The organism is Lujinxingia vulgaris, from assembly GCF_007997005.1.
Classification (GTDB): Bacteria; Myxococcota_A; Bradymonadia; order Bradymonadales; family Bradymonadaceae; genus Lujinxingia.
Genome location: NZ_VOSL01000054.1, coordinates 273882 through 294290, shown reverse-complemented (window position 1 = coordinate 294290; position 20409 = coordinate 273882). Strand labels below are relative to the sequence as shown.

17 protein-coding genes are annotated in these 20409 nt (G+C 67.2%); 6 read left to right on the top strand and 11 right to left on the bottom strand.

The annotated features are described in order from the left end of the window. Positions 1-41 precede the first annotated feature (41 nt). A complete protein-coding gene (locus tag FRC96_RS13710) occupies positions 42-620 on the top strand; it encodes a ClpXP protease specificity-enhancing factor SspB (protein WP_146975120.1) in 579 nt (192 codons plus the stop codon). A gap of 8 nt (positions 621-628) precedes the next feature. Here the strand turns inward: FRC96_RS13710 and FRC96_RS13705 are convergent, their stop codons facing one another. From FRC96_RS13705 to FRC96_RS13670, 8 genes are all read right to left on the bottom strand, one after another. Further along, complete coding sequence (locus FRC96_RS13705; protein ID WP_146975118.1) at positions 629-1225, bottom strand: hypothetical protein; 597 nt, start codon at positions 1223-1225, stop codon at positions 629-631. Between the two features lie 35 nt (positions 1226-1260). Continuing rightward, positions 1261-2040, bottom strand: a complete 780-nt coding sequence (locus tag FRC96_RS13700; RefSeq protein ID WP_146975117.1) for a type 1 glutamine amidotransferase — start codon at positions 2038-2040, stop codon at positions 1261-1263. 76 nt (positions 2041-2116) lie between these two features. After that, positions 2117-3469, bottom strand: coding sequence for a hypothetical protein (locus FRC96_RS13695; protein WP_146975115.1), 1353 nt, complete (start codon positions 3467-3469; stop codon positions 2117-2119). A 17-nt stretch (positions 3470-3486) separates the two neighbouring features. Beyond that, on the bottom strand, positions 3487-4869 hold the full coding sequence (locus tag FRC96_RS13690; RefSeq protein ID WP_230470242.1) for a c-type cytochrome domain-containing protein: 1383 nt from the start codon (positions 4867-4869) through the stop codon (positions 3487-3489). A gap of 9 nt (positions 4870-4878) precedes the next feature. After that, complete coding sequence (locus FRC96_RS13685; RefSeq protein ID WP_146975113.1) at positions 4879-6291, bottom strand: DUF1501 domain-containing protein; 1413 nt, start codon at positions 6289-6291, stop codon at positions 4879-4881. 29 nt (positions 6292-6320) lie between these two features. Beyond that, positions 6321-8138, bottom strand: a complete 1818-nt coding sequence (locus FRC96_RS13680) for a DUF1549 domain-containing protein (RefSeq protein ID WP_230470241.1) — start codon at positions 8136-8138, stop codon at positions 6321-6323. A 109-nt stretch (positions 8139-8247) separates the two neighbouring features. Beyond that, entirely contained in the window at positions 8248-8964 is a 717-nt protein-coding gene (locus FRC96_RS13675; protein WP_146975111.1) for a hypothetical protein, read from the bottom strand. Between the two features lie 79 nt (positions 8965-9043). After that, positions 9044-10864 (bottom strand): serine/threonine-protein kinase, encoded by a 1821-nt coding sequence (locus FRC96_RS13670; RefSeq protein WP_230470254.1) that lies wholly within the window; start codon positions 10862-10864, stop codon positions 9044-9046. 201 nt (positions 10865-11065) lie between these two features. Here FRC96_RS13670 and FRC96_RS13665 point away from each other — a divergent pair, with 201 nt between their 5' ends. Then, positions 11066-12865, top strand: a complete 1800-nt coding sequence (locus FRC96_RS13665) for a tetratricopeptide repeat protein (RefSeq protein WP_146975107.1) — start codon at positions 11066-11068, stop codon at positions 12863-12865. On the opposite strand, the gene FRC96_RS13660 is transcribed toward FRC96_RS13665, so the two are convergent. Next, a complete protein-coding gene (locus tag FRC96_RS13660; protein ID WP_230470240.1) occupies positions 12862-13464 on the bottom strand; it encodes a DUF938 domain-containing protein in 603 nt (200 codons plus the stop codon). The genes FRC96_RS13665 and FRC96_RS13660 overlap by 4 nt on opposite strands. Positions 13465-13592: 128 nt before the next feature. Here FRC96_RS13660 and FRC96_RS13655 point away from each other — a divergent pair, with 128 nt between their 5' ends. Both FRC96_RS13655 and otsB read left to right on the top strand, forming a co-directional pair. Continuing rightward, positions 13593-14957, top strand: a complete 1365-nt coding sequence (locus tag FRC96_RS13655) for an NAD(P)/FAD-dependent oxidoreductase (RefSeq protein ID WP_146975104.1) — start codon at positions 13593-13595, stop codon at positions 14955-14957. Positions 14958-15000: 43 nt separating this feature from the next. Further along, positions 15001-15816, top strand: a complete 816-nt coding sequence (otsB, locus tag FRC96_RS13650) for a trehalose-phosphatase (protein WP_230470239.1) — start codon at positions 15001-15003, stop codon at positions 15814-15816. Between the two features lie 112 nt (positions 15817-15928). On the opposite strand, the gene FRC96_RS13645 is transcribed toward otsB, so the two are convergent. Together FRC96_RS13645 and FRC96_RS13640 are read right to left on the bottom strand one after the other, a co-directional pair. Continuing rightward, a complete protein-coding gene (locus FRC96_RS13645; protein ID WP_230470238.1) occupies positions 15929-17095 on the bottom strand; it encodes a M20 family metallopeptidase in 1167 nt (388 codons plus the stop codon). Then, positions 17079-17735: a GNAT family N-acetyltransferase gene (locus FRC96_RS13640; protein ID WP_230470237.1), complete on the bottom strand. Its 657-nt coding sequence runs from the start codon at positions 17733-17735 to the stop codon at positions 17079-17081. Before FRC96_RS13640 ends, FRC96_RS13645 begins: the two co-directional genes overlap by 17 nt. Positions 17736-17943: 208 nt before the next feature. On the opposite strand from FRC96_RS13640, the gene FRC96_RS13635 reads away from it, so the two are divergent. Next, a complete protein-coding gene (locus tag FRC96_RS13635; RefSeq protein ID WP_146975099.1) occupies positions 17944-19053 on the top strand; it encodes a 6-phosphofructokinase in 1110 nt (369 codons plus the stop codon). Between the two features lie 103 nt (positions 19054-19156). After that, complete coding sequence (locus tag FRC96_RS13630) at positions 19157-20398, top strand: metallophosphoesterase (protein WP_146975097.1); 1242 nt, start codon at positions 19157-19159, stop codon at positions 20396-20398. The last annotated feature ends 11 nt before the right edge of the window (positions 20399-20409 follow it).

Sequence of the window (20409 nt, the reverse complement as noted above, 5' to 3'; positions counted from 1 at the left end):
GGCCTGAGCCCCCCGCACGAGTTCAACCAAGGAGCACGCAGATGAGCGAGCGCGACGACGAGTTAACGGGGAAGGTTCGCAGGCTCTTTCCGGCGCACGACTCCAGTGAGGATGGCGCCAGAGACGCCGAGGAGGCCGACGCGTCTTCCGAGGAGCGTGCGGCCCAGACCTCGTCGGCGGACGTCGAGGAGGCGTCTCAGGAGGAGGGGGCTGAGGAGGTCGACAACGTGGTGCGTCTTCCCTTTGGTCGCTCCGACACGCGGCGCTCGCCAGCGCCGGGCCAGCCCAAAGCGCCCGACGATCCGCGGGCGGCGGCCAAGCTCGCGCTCTTCTCCCGGCTCATTGAGGAGGGGATGGTGATGGTCACCCTGGACCCGCGGGTCGAGGGGGTGATCGTGCCGTCGCGATTTCTGGGGCAGCCGGAGCTACGCCTGAACTTCTCGCATAACTTTCACCTGGCCGATTTTGATTACGACGGCCAGGGCGTGCGGGCCTCGCTCTCCTTTCAGGGCAAGCGTTTCTTCTGTGACATCCCCTGGGCAGCGATCGATATGCTCTACGCCCACGAGACCGGTGAGGCCTATGTCTTTGAGCCGGTGATCGGCGGGCCGAAGAGCTAATCGTGAACTCAGCGCGAGGGGAGTTCTTGAGGCGGGGGCGTCTGCTCGAAGTGCTCGCGGACCTCTTCGCGGGCGTTTTCGTCTTCGGGGGGCACCATCGTGTAGCGCACGCAGAGCGACATCGACGCGCTGATGCCGACCAGAATGGCCGTGATAAGCGCGGCCTGTTTCCACGACATGGTGTCGCGCTGCTCGACCATGCCGAGCTCTTTGAGAAGTTCGGCCGATGGGGTGTGCTTCGGTGAGAGCTCCTGGCAGCGCAGCGCGAGCTGGCGAGCCTGCTGGCGGAGCTCGGTGTCGCCCGAGGTCTCAAAGCGACGCGCGTAGAGGCTGGCCAGCAGCATGTGCGCCTCCAGGCGAACCGGAGAGAGGAGGACCGCCTGGCGAAGATGGGGCTCGGCGGCGTCCGGATCGTCGATGGCGAGGAGGTCGCGGGCCTGAGCGGTGGCCTCAAGCGCGCGGGCGTCGGCGTGCTCGGAGAGCTCGGCGTTGAAGCCGGCGTCGATGGCGAGCTGGCGGAGCGCCTCAGCGTCGGGGAGGTGGGTGCCCTCGGACCAGAGCGCTTCGGCGCGCTGCAGGTAGTCGTCGATCGGGTTGGGGGTCATGGTCGGTGGGCCGCAGCAGTGGGGAAAGGTGGGGCTCAGACGTCGCCAGATTGAAGCGCGCGACGCCCCTCGATGTGCAGGGCAACGTCGGCGACAAAGGCCTTGAGCAACCCGCAGGCGTGCGGGCTGGGGCGGTGGATACGCTCGGCGTAGGCCATGGCTTCGTTGAAGGTCTGCCCTTCGGGTTTGTAGTTGTTGAGGTAGTTGCGAAAACGATCCAGGTTGCCCTCGCGCCCCAGCTCCGGGTGGAACTGGGTGGCGATCACCGGCCGCCCTCGCACCCTGACCGCCTGATACACGCAGCGCTCGCTGGAGGCCAGGTGCACCAGCTCATCGGGAAGCGTGATCGCGCTGTCATTATGCCCGAGCTGCGCATCAAAGACCTCGGGCAGCTCGCCGAAGAGCGGGTCGTTATGACCCTCGGAGGTGAGGGAGATGGGAAAGGTGCCCAGCTCGGCGCGCGCCGGATCGCGCTCCAGCGTGCCGCCCAGCGCCTGAACGATGGCCTGAAACCCGAAGCAGGACGCGAACATCGGCACGCGGGCCTCGATCACTCGCCGCGTCAGATCGAGGAAGTCCTGGTGCCAGTCAAAGCCCCCGCTCACCAGCGAGAAGGCGCCGGCGCCGCCCACCATCACCGCGTCGTAGCCCTCGCTCGGGAAGGTGCCGGCCGGCGTTGTGGCGATGTTGAAGGTGGCGAAGGCTTCCGGCTCCAGGTCGCACTGGGTGGCGAAGGCGTCGAGCTCATGGCGCGCCATCGGGTCGTCGGCGGTGCGGGCCTGGATCAGGAGAATACGGGGAGAGCGGCGGAGCATGGCGCGTGGCCTGGGCGAAAGAAGGGAGAAACCTGAGGGGCCGGGTGGGCGGTGTCGGGACCTGCGGCTCGATCTCTCAGCGCCACTCCACCACAGAAACGCGGTAGTCGGCGACGCTTTTGGCCAGGTCGGCGACGAGGATCGCGCCGAGGCGTGTCTGACCCGGGGCGAACGCAGGATAGCCAGAGCTTGTCAGGTAGCTCAAGCGTTCATCGACAACCTCCCCGGCCTCATTGATCAGATCGACGCGCAGGCGCACAAGCTCCACGAGGTGCGTGCCGGTGTTCTCAACTTCCAGATGAAGACGCATCGAGCGGCGATCGAGAAGTTCGTTGGTCGTGATCTCGAAGCGACGCTCGCGAAACGTAAGCTCCGGCGTCATCCCGTCAGGGCCGGGCTGGACGGTCGCTTCGATCGCGGGACTCGGAGAGTAGCTGGAGGGCGCGGGCTGCGTCTTTACGCTCTCGATGCGGATCTCGACGCTCGCGAGCTCAGCGGCGGTCGCCATCTGGTGACGAAACGCGAGCGCATCGCCCGGGCGCAGCGCGGGCATGTACGAGGGCTTGATGGCCAGCGGCATCGGCTCACCGAGGGGCGCGCCCGCCTCATTGAAGCCCTGCAGGCGCGCCTGAACCTCGTGAAGCTCAAGCTCGGAGCGCTCGTGCGCGAAGAGCCCGTTGAGTTTGAAGAAGGAGCCGTTGGGGTAGGTGTTGAACTCGGCGTGCACATGGCTCAGCGTCACCGGGGGAAGTTCGCTGGCGAGCACCAGGCGCACCTCGATGTTGCCGCTGGTCTCTACCGGCTGGCCCTGCGCGCTGCGTGGGGCGGGCGGCGCGTTGAGCAGCGTCTTTGTGGCCGGGGGATGTCCGCTCCGGGCCTGGGGATCAGCGGACTGTGCGGGGCTGTCCTGCGCGATGATGAAGAAGGCGCCGGCGCCGGCGGCGATGAGCACCACCAGGGCAAGCGCGAAGAACACGACGCGGGGGGAGGATGCGGTCGGGGTCTGTGGTGTTTGAGCGTTGAGACGCCCCAGCAGCTCGTAGGCGGCGCTGTGCCCGGGGTCGATCGTCACGACCGCTTTGCACCTGGCCATGGCCTCGCGCAGGTCGGCGGGGTTCTGGTCGCGTTCCCAGCGTGCGGCGTAGGCGCTGGCGAGGCGGTGGAGGATCTGCGGATCGTCGGGGACCAGCACGCAGGCGTGCTGCAGCTCGGCGATGGCCTCATCGAAAAGGCGATGATCGACGAAGCCGCGAGCGCGCTCGAGGTGATCGGCTGCGGCCCGGGCGGCGCGCTCGACGTCGGCGTCGCTTAAGCCGACCTCGCGCGCGACCTGGCGAAGTTCGTCATGATCGAGGCTGCGCTCGTGCGCGTCGCGCAGGGCGATGACGCGCTCCAGGTAGGCGTGGAGCGCTTGATGGGGATCGGTCATGGCAAGGAGAGCGGGGGCTATTCGTCGCGGATGGCGCCGTTGGTGATCCAGGTCTGAATATCGCCAAGTTCGCCTTCGCGCAGGCTGCCTTCACCGGTCAGGGGGTTGTAGGGCATCGGGTAGCCCTCGATGCTCTCGTCGTTGATGAGCTTGAGCCAGAGGTAGCTGCGCTCGGGCTCGCCGGGCTCAATGAGCTTGAGCTCGGGGTTCTGCACCGAGGCGTCGAAGAGGTGCTCGTAGGCGTCTTCGCTGCGCAGATCCAGATCTTCGGCCGGGTTGTTGCCGCCGTGGCAGCCGCCGCAGTTGGCCTGCAAGACTTTGGAGACGCGGCCCTTCCAGGTGACGCCTTCGCCCAGGAGGTTGAGGTTTTCGGGATCCTCGCTGTAGCTGCACTCGGCGTAGTTGATGGGCGCACCCATATCGGGCCAGGTGCCGTCGGCGGGCAGGCCCTCCACAAAGCAGAAGAGGGCGAGCATCTCGGGAATGGTCAGGGGCTGGTTGGCAAGCGGCATACGCGAGCCGGCCACGGGCTCGCCCATCATCGTGCCGCGCATGCGACCGATGAGGTAGCTGCGCTCGGGGCTACCCGGGGTCAGCAGCGAGACGGGGCGCTCTTCGCGGGCGCCGTAGATGCCGTTGCGGTTCATGTCGCCCTGGACGATGCCGACGCTGTTGAGCTCATTGACCTGGTCGATCTGGTAGTTGCGCACTTCGCCGACGAGGTGGCGACCGCCGTCGAGGATCCACCAGCGGGTGGTGAAGGTGGCGTAGGGAAGATCTTCAATGATGCCCTCATCGTTGATGAAGGTACGGATGAAGCGGCCCCCGCCCCAGACCTCTTCGCGCTCAATGGGGAGCGGGTCGCGCAAAAAGACGTGAAAGCCGGGGCTGCCGGCCTCGGGCACCATGTCTTCGGCGCGGTAATCCCCGATGTCGCCGGCGATGTACTCGACGTGGCCGATCTCGACCTCCGAGGCGTTCTGACCGGCGATGAAGAAGCGATCGCCGCTCTGCTCGCAGCGATCATCGACCGAGGTCCAGTCGCCCGGCTGCACGTTGCACGGGGCGTTGATGGTGGCCAGGAAGTTGGCCGGCGTGCGCAGATCGGGGTACTCCGACTGGTTGTGGCAGACGCCGCCGTTAGGGCTGCAGGTGCGGGTGACGACCTTTTTGTGCAGGTCGTTGCCGGTGCGGTAGCGCTCGATGGCTTCGATCACCATGGCGTTGTCGCCCTCGTAAGTCGGCGGGGCGTTTTGCTGCTCGTCGCCGAAGTCGGGGCGCTGAGGATCAAAGTTAGAAAAGTCGCCCAGGGCGTCGGCCGAGAAGTCGGGGCCGCAGGCCAGCGAGACGGTGGCCAGGCAGCCGCAGAGAAGCAGGGTATGAAGTCGTTGCGCGAACATCGGCAGCTCTCAGGCGAAGAGATCGTCGAAGGGGCGATCGGCGGGGAAGAACTCGCGGTGATCACAGCCCAGCGCGTCCATCAGGGTTTTGAGCAGCGAGCGGTAGCTGTAGACCTGGCCCTCCGGGGCCAGATCGGAGGGGCGCGTCATCCCGAAGGATTTGCCGCCGTTGCCGGCCGCGGTGACCAGGCCGCCCATCACGGGCATCGACATCCAGCGGGTGGCGTAGTCGCCGGCGTGGTCGCTGCCGCGGGCGGAGTTGAAGCGGCTGCCGCGGGCGGTGCGGCCGAACTCGCTGCCGCAGACCACCAGCGTGTTGTCCCAGTAGGTGCCACCGTCCGGGTGGTCCATGGCTTTGAGCGCGACCTCCAGGCCGCTTAAAATCCGCCCGAGCTCTTCCATATGACGCGGCAGCCCGGCCTCCTCGCCGGAGTGCATGTCGTAGGAGCCCTGGTTGAGGTAGACCGCCGGGCAGCCGAAGTGAAAGAGGCGCAGCGCCAGGCGGACGTTTCGGGCGGCGCGGCTGTCGCCGAAGATCGTGGCGAGCTGGCGGTTGCTCAGCCCGTCGATGGGCTCATCGGAGTTGTTGCGGATCTTGAGGATCTCGTCGTTGAAGATCTCGGCGTAGAGCTCGGTGGCCGCCCGGGTCTGCATGTAGGCGTCGACGCCGGCGCGGTTCTGAGGGTGGTGGATCGCCCGGTAGCGCTCATCGACGGAGCTGGCCATCGACTGGGCCCAGTCGGGCAGGGTGTTGGCCGCCGAGAAGCCGAAGCGCTCAAAGCCGTCGCCCTGCATCACAGGCGGGCGGTGGGCGGCGTAGGGGCCGGCGCCCATGGCCATGCCGGAGTCGCCGAGCGAGAAGGCCGGCAGCGCCACGGTGCCCTGCTCACGAGCGAGCGCGAAGCGCTCGCGCAGGCCGTAGTTGATCATCGTCAGAAAGCTCGTGCCGCCGCCGACATAGCCGGTGTTGAAGCGTTGCAGGCCGGTGTTGTGGTTGCCGTCGGCGCGGGCTGAGAGGGGCTCGTGGTCGACGCAGGGGAGCACCGCCATCTGGTCGGACATCTCGGTGACCGGGCGCATGCCGAGCGCGGCGCGCTCGGCGCCCTGGTCGCCGTTGAGCCAGCCGGCGAGCTCAAAGAGTTTGCCCACGCCCCACTCGGTGGCGCTGGCGACGTTTTCGGCTTTGCCGAAGGGGTTGAACTCCGAGGCGGTATCCCCGTTGAAGGCCGCGCTGAAGCGGAAGCCGCCGGAGAGGCGGATGTAGATCAGGTGTTTGGCCGCGCCGCGCGCCTCGGTCTGGGCGAGCGCCTTGTTGGGCACCCAGACATGCGGCATGGCGATGGTGGCCGCGGCCACGCCCATGCCTTTGAGGAAGGAGCGCCGCCCGGGCTTGAAACCTTTTTTGGCGTTATGATCGGTCATCGTAGTCCTCGTCGAGGTTGGGCAGGCACTCAGTAAAAGAGCATCTCGGAGCTGGAGAGCAGGGCAAAGCAGCCAGGGCGGGCGAACTCGGCGGCGCGGCAGCGTGCCCGCTCGCAGGTGTCGCCGTGGGTGGCGGCCATCTCGCGTTCGTCATCGGTGAGGGGGCGGCCGAAGAAGGTCTCGACCTGGTGCTCCACGATCTGTGTCGCGAGCTGCGGGGTGACCGCGGCGTCGGGGTGCACGCCGTCGGGGAGCAGCGTCTCGATGGCGGCGCCGCGGCCCTCGGTCATCGCCGGGTTGCAGACCTGGTTGACGAAGTTGAGCTGGGTGGAGGTGGTCAGGATGCTGACGATCTTAAAGCGTCCGCCGACCTCGTTGGCCGGGCAGCCGCCCAGGTTGCGGGCCAGGTCGCTGTAGTCACGGCGCACATCGTCGCCGTCTTCGCGCATCTCCCATTTGGAGGCTTCCAGAAGCGCGATGGCGCTGATGGAGTCGGCGTCGAGAAGATCGCGCGGGTCGCTGATGCGGTGGTCGCAGCTGGAGAGCTCGTAGTCGACGGAGTGCTTGATGGTGTCGAGCCAGACCTCGGAGTCGACCTGCTTTAAGGGCCCGAAGGTCCAGCGGTGGTCGGTGTCGGTGAGCCCGCGCGCGCTCTGCAGGTAGGCCACCGAGGTGAGGATGGCGTGGTGCACCGAGCGGATGTCGCCGTCGTGGGCGAGCAGGTGGTCGACGAGCGCGGCGCGAACTTCGGGGACCATGGTGCCCAGGTCGTAGCCCAGGTAGCGCTCAATCACATCGTCGACGGCCGTCTCCCAGAAGGCCTGTTGCCTGGCGAGCAGGCGGCCGGGCATCTGCAGCTTCTCCCACTCATCGGCGCGCAGAAGTCCGCTCCACATCTGGTTATCCTCGCCGACCGAGCGGATGTCGGGGGTGAGGATGAGCTCGTTGTAGCCGTACAAGATGCTCGTGCACTGGCCGCGGCTCTCCGGGTCGATGTTGCCTTCCTCATCCACGCAGCGGTAGCGGATAAAGGAGTCGCTCAGGCGCATGTTGAGGGTGGGGTGATCGTAGTAGCCGTTGGTCCACAGGGTGTAGAGGCGGGCCAGGTCGCTGCGCTCGCTGCCCAGGGGAGGGCGGCCCATAAAGAGGTGGAAGAGGGCTTCGGCCCGGTCGCCGGCGGTATCATGGCGGCGGGTGAGCACGGGGTGGGCGCTGGCGATGGCGGCGAAGTGATCGTAGGCGACCTCCCCGCGGTAAAGTTTGCCGACGAGCGCGTCCATATCGTAGATGCGCTCAATGCTCAGCGCCCGGGTGTTGTAGAGGAAGCGGTCTGCCCAGTGGCGCTGGTTGACCTCCACGAAGGCTTCGGAGTCGAGGAGGGTCTTGACGATGTCATCCCAGGACCTGCCGGCGCAGAGGCGGTTGACCTCGTCGCGGGTCGGGAAGCGCCCGGTCAGGTCGACGTGCAGGCGGCGGCAGGCCTCGTTGGCGTAGACGGGCTGCGGCTCCAGGCCCACGCCCCAGAGGCTGGTGCACAGGCCCTGGTGAACGGGGTTCTCAAAACCCTGCGCGTCGCAGAAAGAGAGGCAGTCGGCGCCGCAGTCGGGCACCTGGGCGCCCTGAGGGGGCTCGACGTCGAGGGCGGCGGGGATCGTGTCATTGCCGCCGGGGAAGTTGCCGTCGGTGATGGTCGACCCGTCGCCTACGGCGCTACCCGGTCCGCGGGCGGGATCGCGCGGGTCGAAGTCACTCTCGTGGCAGGCGACCAGCGCCAGGCTCAATGCCAGCGGGGTCAACCATCGCAGCCAGCCGCGGCTGGGGGTGGGGCGTGCTTGAGGACGGTTCACGGAGCCTCCCTGAGAGGACGGCGCGGGGCCAGGTTGTCGGGCACGAAGCGGGTAAGGTCAGGGTATCGGGGCAGGTCCGGGCGGTCAAATCAGCCCGCCAGGCCTGCGATCAGAGTTGAATCTCCAGGGACAGCCCCACCCGGGTACGCACGGTGCTGGCGGTCCATTCTTTGCGAAAGGCGACGTCGTTGACGGTCTGCTCGGTGTTGAAGATCCAGATCGTCTGCCATTGCACGCCGGCGTCGGCGCGCAGCGCCAGGCGGTCGTCGAGCTTGTAGCGAGCCGAGACCTGAGGGGCGACGCTCCAGCCGAGGCGCGGCAGCATGAAGGTGCTTACGTCCTGGTCCTGAAGTTCCAGGATCTCCTCGCGAAGATCGCCGCGGGGAAAGAGCCCGGAGAGGCCAAGCTGGGCGCCCAGGCCCACACCGATCTTCTCGGTGATGTCGATGCCCCACTCGGCGTGAGCCATTACCTCGAGCAGCGGACCGAACTCGTAGACCTCGATCGGATCCTGAGGTTGCCCCTCCTCGTCGAGCACGCTGGCGCGGTAGTTGCCGATAAAGTCGATGCCGCCGCCGATGCGGAAGCTCTCCTTGAAGGGGCGCAGATAGAGGATGCGCGCGCTCAGAAAGTCGGCGTTCTCATAGGAGAAGCTCTCGTCGTTTTCCTGGACGCTGATCTGCTGCTCGCCGGTGAGTTCACCGGTCTCGGAGTAGGCGGTGCCGCCGAGGATCAGGCGCGACTGGGCGGCGGCAGGAGCGGTCATGGCGAGGGTGAGCCCGAAAAAGGCACACATGGCGAGGACTGGCGAGTGGTTGCGAGACATCGGCACCATCATCTTCATTGTGGGGTCAGTTTGGCGAATGGCAGGGTCATTACAGTGAACGCGCAGCGGCTACAGGCTGTCAAGGAGAAGGGGGGGAGTCGTTGAGTTCGGCGTAGACGAGCGCGCGGTACGCTCGAAGGCGCTCCAGCAGGGCGGTGGCGTCGCGGGTGGCGCGATCATCGCGGGGGTGGATGCGCACGACGTGGTGGTCGAGCAGAAGATGCAGATCGGGCGCTTTGATTGTGGCGACGATGTCATCGAGGGCCTCGCGATCCTCGGCCTGGTAGATGGTGACCTCAAGGGTGGAAGGGCCACGGGCAAGGGCGGTGGCCTGGTAGGAGAGCCCCTTGATCGTGACCGGATCGCGTGCGCTGACCACGCGCCAGCCCTCGGAGCGGGCTGCCAGCAGGATGCCCTCGGTGGTGAAGGGGCTGGTGCGCGGGGCGGCGGGAGGTGGCGGCTCGCCGGGTTCGTCGTCTGTGACGAGTGGGGTCGTCGCGCTTGAAGCCGGGGCGGCCGGGTCATCGGCTGCGGTGCGCTGCTGGTAGCCCCAGATTCCGGCGGCCAGCAAGACAAGGGCCAGGGGCGCGAGCAGCAGCAGTGAGCGCCGCCGTGCGGGTGCGTGGCGCACGCGGCGCGTGGTCGGCGTAGCGGCGGCCATCGGGCGTGTGGTCGGCGCGCTGGCCTGGTGGTCGGGCGTGTGGCGAGAGGGGCGCCGCGGCAGATCGAGCTCCAGATCGCTCTCAAGTGCGGTGTGCGGGCCTGAAGCGGTGGGCAGTGCGCCTCCCGGGGTGTGGCGAGGGGGGCGGCCCGGGGTCGAGCGTGGTTGGCGTGCCGGGGTATGGCGAGGGGAGCGGGCGGGGGAGGGCGGCGGCGTCGAGCGCTGCTCGCGGGGCTGGGAGGCCCATAGAAAATAGTTCTGGGACTGATCCGGATCGAGCACGTTAGGGTCCATCAGCCGACCGCTGGCGCCAAAGAGCGACTCCTCCTCGCTGGTCGGATCGGGAAGCTCGTCGCGGGCGACGACCTCGCAGGCCTCCAGCGCCTGCAGCATCTCGGAGGCCGAGGCAAAACGCTTCGCCGGATCTTTGCTCACCGCCCGCTCAACCACCTCCACCAGCGCGGGGCGAAGGGTGAGCGTGGACGGCATCTTCCAGCCCGGCGTCTCGCGGACCTCGCGCGCGCAGTCCCGCAGCGTGGAGGAGGCGATCATCGGCTGGCCGACCAGCGTCTCATAGAGGAGCGCGCCCACGGCGAAGATGTCGGTGGCAAAGCTCAGCTCCAGCCCGCGCAGCTGCTCGGGCGGGGCGTAGCGCGGGGTGCCCAGAAAGAGCTTTCGGCCGTTGGGGCCGGTCTCCGGAGCGGACTCACCGACGATGCGCGCGATGCCAAAATCAAGGACTTTGACGATCTCTTCACCCTTGAAGTTGCGGGTGAGCATGATGTTGGCCGGCTTTAAGTCGCGGTGGAGCATGTTGCGGTGGTGCGCTTCTTCCAGGCTGGCCAGGATCTGCAGAAAGGTGGTGACGGCGGCGCGCTCCTCAAAGGGGCCGCGCTCGGCGATGGCCTCTTTGAGGGTGGGGCCCTCGATGTACTCCATCACCAGGTAGAGCAGGCCCTCTTTATCGACGCCGTAGTCGAAGATGGTGACGGTGTTGGGGTGGGTGAGCTTGCTGACCAGGCGGGCCTCGCGCTCAAAGCGCTCGGCGCGCCGTTGCGCACGGGCCGGGTCCTGGTTGGCGGGCAGCGAGGGGTCGAAGATCTTCACGGCCACGCGCCGATCCATACCGGTATGCACGCCGCCGTAGACGTTGCTAAAGCCGCCGCGGCCGATCAGCTCATCGAGGCGGTACTTGCCACCGATGATCGTCGCGCGTTCTAAGAAGTCCCCGGCATCCATCGTGGTCACAACGCTCCTGCGGGTCGTGTGCAGTGGAGAGGTTCAAAGCGCACCGCCCCGGACGGGCCGGAGGCTGCGAGGTATCCGAGAGGTGGCTCGGCGCCGCGTAGGTGCTTGCTCACTGAACTACGCCGACGTTACCATAGCGGCCGGGAGGTTAGAACTGCCGTGCTTGTAAGAGATCGTAGAGTGTGGGGGGTGATGCTGGTGGTGCTCGGCTGGCTGGGCGTGGCCGGATGCGCGTCGGGTGCGTCGGTGGCGCTGCCTCAGACGATGGACAGCGCCCCGGCTTCGGAGGCCGAAGGGGAGCGGGGAACTTCGCCCGAAGCGCAGAACCTCTGCGAGCTGTCTGCGGCGTGCTCCGGGCTGGATCGCTACCTCTGGGATGGCACCCCGATCCCCGAAGATCTCAGCGCGGCGGTCGTCGTGCTCGAAGAGGGTTGCACACGCGAGGTGGGCTCGGGGTGTGCGGCGCTGGCGTCGCTGCGCGTGCTCGGTCGCGGGGTGGAGCAAGACCTCGATGTGGCCCGGTCGCTTTATGAGCGGGGCTGTGAGCTGGGGGCCAGCGCCTCATGTCTGGGGGCTGGCTGGATGCAGTTTCACGGCCAGGGTGGCGAGGTCCACGCCGAGCGGGCGCTGCTTACCTGGGAGCGGGGCTGCGAGCTGGGTGATGCCCCGAGCTGCCGTCAGCTCGGCGGACTCTACCATTTTGGCAACGCGGTGGAGCCCTCCCCGGAGCTTGCGGTGACCTACTTCACGCGCGCCTGCGCCGGCGGCGATGTGCAGGGCTGCGGCGATCTTCAGGAGCATTACGGTCTGCGGCTCGGAGCCAGCGCCGAGGACGATGATGACTCGGCGCGGGTGCTGGCGTTTTTGCGAGCGGGGTGTGACTCCGAGGTCGCGCTCTCGTGTGTGCTGGCCGGGGCGTTTGCCGAGGAGGGGCGAGGCCGCGGCAAAGATCCGCAGCGCGCCGCCGCGCTTTACCGTCGGGGGTGTGAGGCTGGCGAGTACTACGGCTGCACGCTGCTGGGGATGCTCTATGAGCGCGGCGTCGGGGTCAGCGAGAGTTCTCGCCGCGCCGGCGAGCTCTATGTTCAGGCCTGTGAGGCGAACAACACGGTGGGGTGTGCGAGTTTGGGGGTGTTGCAGCTGCAGGGGCGCGGCATCGTGGGCGGACCGGTGCAGGCGCGCGAGACTTTTGAGCAGGCCTGTGAGATGGGCAGCGCTCGGGGGTGTTATAACCTGGGTGTGGCGCTCAGAGACGGGCGCGGCGGGGAGGTCGATGAGGCGCAGGCTGTAGTGCACTTCTGGATCGGGTGCGAGCGCGGAAGCGGCCAGTCCTGTGATGCGCTGGCGTTGATGGTGGAAGACGGGCGCGGCACCGAGAAGGACGCGGCGCTGGCCGAGGCGCTGCACCAGCGGGCCTGTGAGTCGGGCTGGCCGAAGGGGTGCTACAACGTCGCGGTGAGCTTTGAGCTCGCTGGCGAGGCGCGCGCCGGAAGCCCCGAGGCCATTGAGGCTTACCGCAAAGGGTGTGAGGGAGGCTTCGGTCGGTCGTGCTGGCATCTCGGGCATCGCCTCTTTGATCGCGCCGCCGGTGCCGACGAGGTGATCGAGGCGCTGGAGGCCTTTGAGCGGGCCTGTCGCCTTGAACCGGGGCGGGCGTGCAGCCGGGCCGCCGCGATCCTGATGGATGACGCGCGGGTGCCTCAGAGCCCGCAGCGTGCCCGTCGGGTGATGGCCGCTGGCTGTGAGGCCGATGATGGCGAGAGCTGCCTGCGCCTGGGGCACCTCTATGAGGCGGGGCAGGTGGTGCGCGAGGATCACGATCGCGCGATGCTCCTCTACGCTAAAGCCTGCGGGCTGGGTCAGGAGCACGCCTGCAGTCGCCGCGGTGCGATGCTCCTGAGCGACCCGGACCGCGCCCAGGACGGGCGCCGGCTGCTGGAGCGGGGCTGCGAGCAGGGCGATGACTGGGCGTGCGCGCGCTTGAAACCTTAGAGCGGGCGCTCAAAGACCAGCAGATCGTTGTTGGCGGGCATCCGACGTGTGAGCGCGCGCTCGAACCCGCAGGCACGCGCCTTCGCGTCGACCTCCGCCAGCGGGCGAATCCCGCTTTGCGGATCACGCTGGCGCAGCATCTGATCAAAGCGCTGGTTGCTCTCCTCCAGCGCGCGATCTGGGTGAACAAAAGGGCCGTAGAGGATGACCTTTCCGCCCGGGTTCAGCGCGGCTCGGGCGTGCGCGAAGAGGCGGTCGGTGGCCTCAAAGGGCGCAATATGGATGACGTTGCACGCGATGATCGCGTCGGTGCGCTCAAGCGGGGGGGCCTCATCAAAAAGATCAAACGCGAGCACCGGTCGCAGGTTGGGGAGCGCGGTCTCAGCGCGCCAGGCCTCGATGCTGGCGTGGTACTGCGAGCGGTCGGAGGGCTGCCAGATCAGATGCGGAAGATGCGCCGCAAAATAGACGGCGTGCTGGCCCGTGCCGCTCCCCACCTCCCAGACATGTTGCGCGCTGGCGAGGTGGTCGCGAAGTTCGTGGAGAATGGGCTCGCGGTTGCGTTCGCAGGCTGGCGAGTACTGACGCGCGTCATTCACGGTGGGCTCCGTCGAGATCTTTCTTTGGGGGGCGGGGGGATTACCCTTGTGGGCATCCCGGAGAGGTGATGAGGCCTCGAACCGAGGCGTCTTCTTCCGGGCTCTAAGTGAAAGCATACGGAGTGATGATGCCACAAGAGACAACTTCAGAACGCGGAGAGGTTCCGATAACTCCTGCCGATGCGGGCAAAAGCAGGCCCTGCGTGGTGATCGTCGGGGGAGGGTTTGGCGGGCTCAACGCGGCCAGGTCGCTCAAGCGCGCCCCGGTGGATGTGTTCTTGATCGACCGTCATAACCACCACCTCTTTCAACCCCTGCTCTATCAGGTGGCCACCGCCGGGCTCTCCGCCGACGACATCGCCTCGCCGATTCGCGAGGTGGTCCGGCGCCAGCAAAACGTGCAGGTGATGCTCGGGGAGGTCACCTCGATCGACCGTCAGGCGCAGCTCGTGCGCTATGAGGGCGGGGAGGTGCGCTACGACTATCTGGTGGTCGCCGCGGGCATGCAGACCAACTACTTTGGCAACCCGCAGTGGGAAGCCCAGGCGCCCGGACTGAAGACGCTACGCGATGCGTTGACGTGTCGTCGCCACATTCTGGAGGTCTTTGAGCAGGCCGAGCGTGAGGGGGAGGGCTCCGAGGGGCGAGGTCTTCTGACCTTTGTGGTGGTGGGGGCCGGCGCGACTGGCGTGGAGATGGCCGGGGCCATCCGCGAGATTGCCTACCAGGTGATGGTCAAAGACTTTCGTCGCATCAACCCCACGCGCGCCCGGGTGATTCTGCTGGATGCCGGCCCGCGTGTGCTCTCGGGGTATGATGAGGAGCTCTCCGACCGGGCGCGTCGCGACCTTGAGAAGATGGGCGTGGAGGTGCGCCTCAACGCGATGGTGGAGGCAATTGATGAGGAGGGTGTCACCGTCAATGGCGAGCGCATTGCGGCGCGCACTGTGGTGTGGGCCGCCGGCGTCAAGGGGAGCCCCCTGGCGCAGACGCTCGATGTGGAGCTCGACCGGATGGGGCGCGTGACGGTCAACCCCGACCTGCGTATGCCCGACGACGAGCGGGTCTTTGTGATCGGCGACCTCGCTCGCTTTGAGAGTGAGGATGGCGAGGTGTTGCCGGGTCTTGCACCGGTGGCCGTCCAGCAGGGCAAACACGTGGCCGACAACATCCAGCGCGCCGTGGAGGGGCGAGCGTTGGAGCCCTTCTCGTATTGGGACCGGGGCAAGATGGCGACGATTGGCCGGGCTAAAGCCATCGCGGAGGTGGGGAGCTGGAAGTTCGGTGGGCTTGTCGCCTGGCTGGCCTGGCTCTTTGTGCACCTGCTCTTCTTAATTGGTTTTCGAAACCGCGCGTACGTGCTGATGGGCTGGATCTTTGCTTACATCGGCATGCGCCGCAGCGCTCGCCTGATTGTCGACCCGCCCAAAGAGCGCGCCGGCGCGTTGGACTTCTGGCAGAGCAAGCGTGTCGATGAGGTGCGAGCGGAATGAGGTGGCCCGGGGGGCATCCTCGGCGCTGACTGAAGGAGGGGAGATGAAGACGCTTGATGATGTGGTGCAGGCCGCCGCGCATGCGCTGGCGAGAGGGCAGCGCATGCTGGTGATGTTGGACTATGACGGGACGCTTGCGCCCATCGCCGCCCGACCGGAGCTCGCCAGCCCTGCGCCCGGTGCCACCCGGGCGATCGACGCGCTCATTGAGGCCGGCGCGCAGGTGGTGGTCGTCAGCGGGCGCGGTGCCGCCGATGTTCACGAAAGGCTGGGCATGAGCAACGTCGGCATTGTGGGAAGCCACGGCCTGGAGCTCTGGTGGGATGGCGGGGCGCGCGAGCTGGTCGAGGGGGCCGATAGGGCCCGTGAGACCATCGCCACCATCGAGGAGGCCTGGCGAAGGTTGGCCGATGAGGAGCCCGGCGTGGTGGTGGAGCACAAGCCTTTTGGCGTGGCTTTGCACTACCGCCTGGTTGAGCAGGGATGGCACGCGCTGGCGGAGCGCGCCGCCGAGGTCGCGCGTGCACACCCCGGTGTGCGCCTGAAGACCGGGAAATGCGTGGTGGAGGCGATCCCGGCGTTGCGTTGGGATAAGGGCAGCGCGGCCAGGCTAGTGCTTCGCCGCGCTGAGGCGGGCGCCGCCTCCGGCGTGCATGCGATCTACGTGGGCGATGACGTTACCGACGAAGATGCGTTTTCAGCGCTGCGCGGTCTGGCGAGCACGGTGCTTGTCGCCCCGGAAGATCGCGCGAGCGAAGCGAGCGCGCGGGTCGCCGACCCCGCCCAGGTCGTGCGACTGATCTGGGAGCTCGCCGCCCTCTGCGATCGGAATCACGGGAGGTTGGCGGGGCTGCTCTGATGTTGCCGTGTAGCAGCGGTTGCGGGTGGTCGCAGACGCGCTCGCGGGGGCGCTCTGAAGCACTAGAGGCGGTGCATCTTCGGTGGGTGTTGCGCCAGGACGACGCGCCCGATCACGCGTCGAGCATGCAGTGGTGGACGATCAGGCTGAGGTAGAGTTCGGCAGCGCGGTGAACTTCGCTCAGGTGCACGTGCTCATCACGGGTGTGGGCTACGCCCAGATCGCCCGGACCGAGAATGACCGGGGCGATGCCGGCCTCAAAGAAGCGGTTGCCGTCAGAGTGCGAGGGGAAGGGCCGCGGCGTGAAGGGTTGCTGCAAGGCCAGAAAGGCGCGGCGGGAGGTCTGCATGCGCGGGTCGTCGGGGTCGAGGCGGTAGGCCGGCGCGAAGAAGAGCTCCTCGGAGCTCACGTTGCAGAGAGGGTGATCGGCGTTGGACGTCTCCAGGGTGCGAGCCAGGGTCTCTCGGAGCGCGGCGGGATCGACGCCGGCGGCCAGGTGCACATCGAGCGCGGCCTCGCAGCGATCGGCGATCACGAAGAGTGAATCACCTCCGTGCACCTCGCGGGGGTTGATGCTCACGCGTGTGGCTGGCGAGGCGTCGCTGACCTGCTCGATGATCGCCAGGATGGTGCTGAGCATGGCGTGGATGGCGCTGGCGCCCACGTCGGGGCGGGCGGCGTGGGCGCGACGTCCCTCGGCGATCAGGCGCAGCTCCATATAGCCATAATGCTCCAGCGAGGGGCGCAGCCCGGTGGGCTCGCCAATGATCGCCAGCGGGGCGTGGGAGCTCTCCAGGAGTTTTGCGGCGCCATCGCCGTACTCTTCCTCGCCGACGACCAGCGCCAGCAAGAAGCCGCGCCGAAGGCGCGCGCCGGCGTCCACCAGGGCGATGGTCGCCTCGACCATCGCCGTGCACCCCGACTTCATGTCGGCGCTTCCCAGCCCGTGAAGGATGCCGCCGTCGAGGGCGCTTCCCGGCGCGTCGTGCTCATCGCTGAAGTAGGGCACGGTGTCGAGGTGACCAACCAGCATCAACGCCGGGGGCTGAGGCCCAAGCTCCACCAGGATGTTCGCGCGTCCCGGTGCCCCTGGCGAGGCGACCACCGGTTGAAGTCGGTAGGGGACGGCGGCTTTTTGCAGCGCCTCACAGACCCGCGCCACCACCGCGCTCTCGGCATACGAGGGGCTGTAGATGTCGACCAGGTCGATGAGCAGGCGCTCGCAGCGATCCTGGTTGAGGTGGGCGAGGAGCTCGTCGAGCTCAGTCATCATGCTCATGAGGTCGGCCTGCGGTGGGATCTTCGCCGGTGTTGACGCCGCCTGGAGGCAGATGCGCCGGCGCGGCGTCGGGGGGCGTGGGATCGGAGGGGGAGTGCGCCAGCGAGCGGCGCCGACGTACGTATTCGGGGTGCTGCGTGAGGTTTTTGGCCAGGTAGACGTGCTCGGTCTCATTGCTGAAACCCTGGCGACGAAAGAAGTTCACCGCCGGCAGGTTGTCCGACTCGGTGTCGGCGAGCATGATGCGCGCCCCCTGCGCGATGAAGAGCTCGGTGAGGCGGTTGACCAGGCGTTTTCCTACGCCACTGCGCGAGAGCCCGGGCTCCACACCCAGCCAGAGCAGGTAGCCGTAGGTCCACGCGCTGCGCCGCTTCTCAATGAGGGTTCCCAGTGCAAAGCCCACGACCTGATCGTTGCATTCGGCCACCAGGCAGGTCTCGGTGTCGGTGCCAAAGATCTGAATCAGCTCAAACTCATCCCAGGTGCGGTAGAGGTTGGGCCAGCGATCGGCGGTGAAGACGCGCTCGCCAAGGGCAAAGACCGCAGCGAGGTCTTCGAGCTCCATCTCGCGGATGGTGATCGGGGCGTTGGCCTTGAGCTGACGAGGGTTGCGTCGACTGCCCGAGGGCATGTCGTCCATACAGGTCTCCTGGGAGGTGCGGGTGGGGTGAGGCCGTCGCGAAATGCGCAGACAACGTTGGGACGTTGGTGAATCGGGAGAATAGGCACCCCGAAGAGCGGGAGAAGTGGCCCTGTGCGCTTGATGAAAAGGCGTCTCGCACGCATCTTGAAGCTGAACGAGCGGGCATGGCCCCCTCCCCATTTTCTACGACGGACAAGGAGACACGATGCGCATTGGAGTGCTGACCGGTGGCGGCGACTGCCCCGGCCTAAACGCGGTGATTCGAGCGGTGACCAAGAGCCTCTTGCTCAAGTGCGACGCCACGGTGATCGGGTTTGAAGAGGGGTTTCTGGGGATGATCGAGGGGCGCAGCCGCGAGCTCGATCTGAAAGCGCTCAAGGGCATCCTGGCGCGCGGGGGCACGATCCTGGGCACGCATAACAAGGCCAACCCCTTTAACCACTACCTGGCCGACGGGGCCGATGTGAGCGATCAGCTCGTGGAGAACTACCACCGGCTCAAGCTCGACGGGGTGGTGGTCATCGGCGGCGACGGCACCATGAGCATCGCCCATCGCTTAAGCGAGAAGGGCGTCAAATGTGTGGGCGTGCCCAAGACCATCGACAATGACCTGATGCACACCGACCGCACCTTCGGGTTTGATACGGCGGTGGCGGTGGCCACCGAGGCCGTCGACCGCCTGCAGACCACCGGTGAGAGCCACAGCCGGGTGATGATCCTTGAGACGATGGGGCGCTACGCCGGCTGGCTCGCCCTGCACAGCGGGCTCGCCGGCGGCGCCGATGTGATCTTGATCCCGGAGCTGCCCTTTGATGTCGAAGAGATCGCCCGGGTGTGTCAGCAGCGCAAAAAACGCCAGCGCTTCACCATGATCGTGGTCGCCGAAGGCGCGACGCTGCTCGACGGCAAACAGGTGGTGCGCGAGCGCATCGACGACAGCCCCGATCCTCTGCGCCTGGGCGGCATCGGCAACCTTCTGGCCGAGCAGCTCAAGCCGCTGGTCGACAGTGAGATTCGCACCACGACGCTGGGGCATATCCAGCGCGGGGGTACGCCGACGGCCTTTGACCGGGTGCTCTCTACGGCCTTTGGAGCGCATGCCGCGGCGCTGGTCGCCGGCGGGCGCTGGGGGCGGATGGTCGCCCTGCAGAAGGGGCAGATGACCAGCGTGGAGATCGCAGAGGTCGCCGATCAGACCCGTCTGGTGCCGGTGGACTCGCTGCTGGTGCACGCGGCTGCGGCGGTGGGGACCTCCTTTGGGCGCGCCGACTTCGAGGTCGACTTGAGCCGGATGCCCGAGAATCGGGTGATCTGAGCTGGCCGAGCGGCCACCGGGGGCTAAAGTTTCCGATGCGCCGCGCCGGCCTTAAGGCCGGCGCGACGCCCCTTTTACGAAGACGTGTCTCCGAGGCGTAGCGATGGTGACGATGATCGTGTTCGGGCTCTTTTTTACGAGCCTCTGGTTTGGTGCCCACTACTACCTCTGGCGAAGGCTGCGAGCGCCGCTGCATCCGGACAGCCGCTGGCGCAAGGTGGTGAGCTGGGCTGTGGTCGGGCATATCGTGCTCGTCACCGCCACGATGTCCGTGCGCTCCATGCCGCGGGTGGAGCCCCTCTACACGGTCGCCCACTGGACGAGCTATGTGGCGATGGGGTTTTTCTCGCTGGTGCTCATCCTGATGATCTTCAAAGACCTGGCCGAGTGGGTCACGCGTCGGGTCAGCGCGCTCAGCGCGCGCGGTGATGCCTCCGGTGGGGGCGCGCCCGGGGAGCTGGCCGACCCCTCGCGTCGCCTCTTTATGAGCAGCAGCCTCAACGCCGCGGTCGTCGGCGGGGCGGCGGTGGCATCCAAGTGGGGGATGTACGAGGCGTTGCGCGTGCCCGATGTCGTTGAGGTGGGCGTGCCTTTTGAGGAGCTTCCTGCCTCGCTGGAGGGCTTTCGCATCGTGCAGATCTCCGATGTGCACGTCGGGCCCACGGTGCGGCGCGGGCATGTGCAGGCGATCGTCGACCGGGTGCACGAGCTTAAGCCCGACGCCATCGTCATCACCGGCGATCTTATCGAGGGGATGGTCGAGCGCATCTGGCACGATGTGGAGCCGATCTTCGATCTTCGCGCGCCCCACGGCGTCTTCTACTGCACGGGCAACCACGAGTATTACTGGGACGCGCCCGGCTGGTGCAAAGCGCTCGAAGAGCAGGGGATCGTGGTGCTGAACAACGCCCACGCCCTGGTCGAGCATCAGGGCGGCCGGGTGCTGATGGCCGGCTGCACCGACTTCTCGGCCTCGCGCCATGACCCCGAATCCGCCTCCGATCCGCAGGCCGCCCGCGACGGGGCGCCGGAGCACGACGTCAGCGTGTTGCTCGCCCACCAGCCCAAGAGCATTCATCAGGCCGCGGCGGCGGGGTATGATCTGCAGCTCTCCGGGCACACCCACGGCGGGCAGATGTGGCCGTGGAACCTCATCATCGGCTGGTTTCACCCCTACGCCGTCGGCCTGGCGCGCGAAGACAAGACCTGGATCTACGTCAGCCGCGGCACCTGCTACTGGGGACCGCCCATGCGCATCGGCGCGCCGGCCGAGATCACCCAGGTCGAGCTCCTCGCCGGCACCCCCGATCGCGCCTACCGACGTCGGCGGCGCGATCGGGCGTAACGATGTGCCCA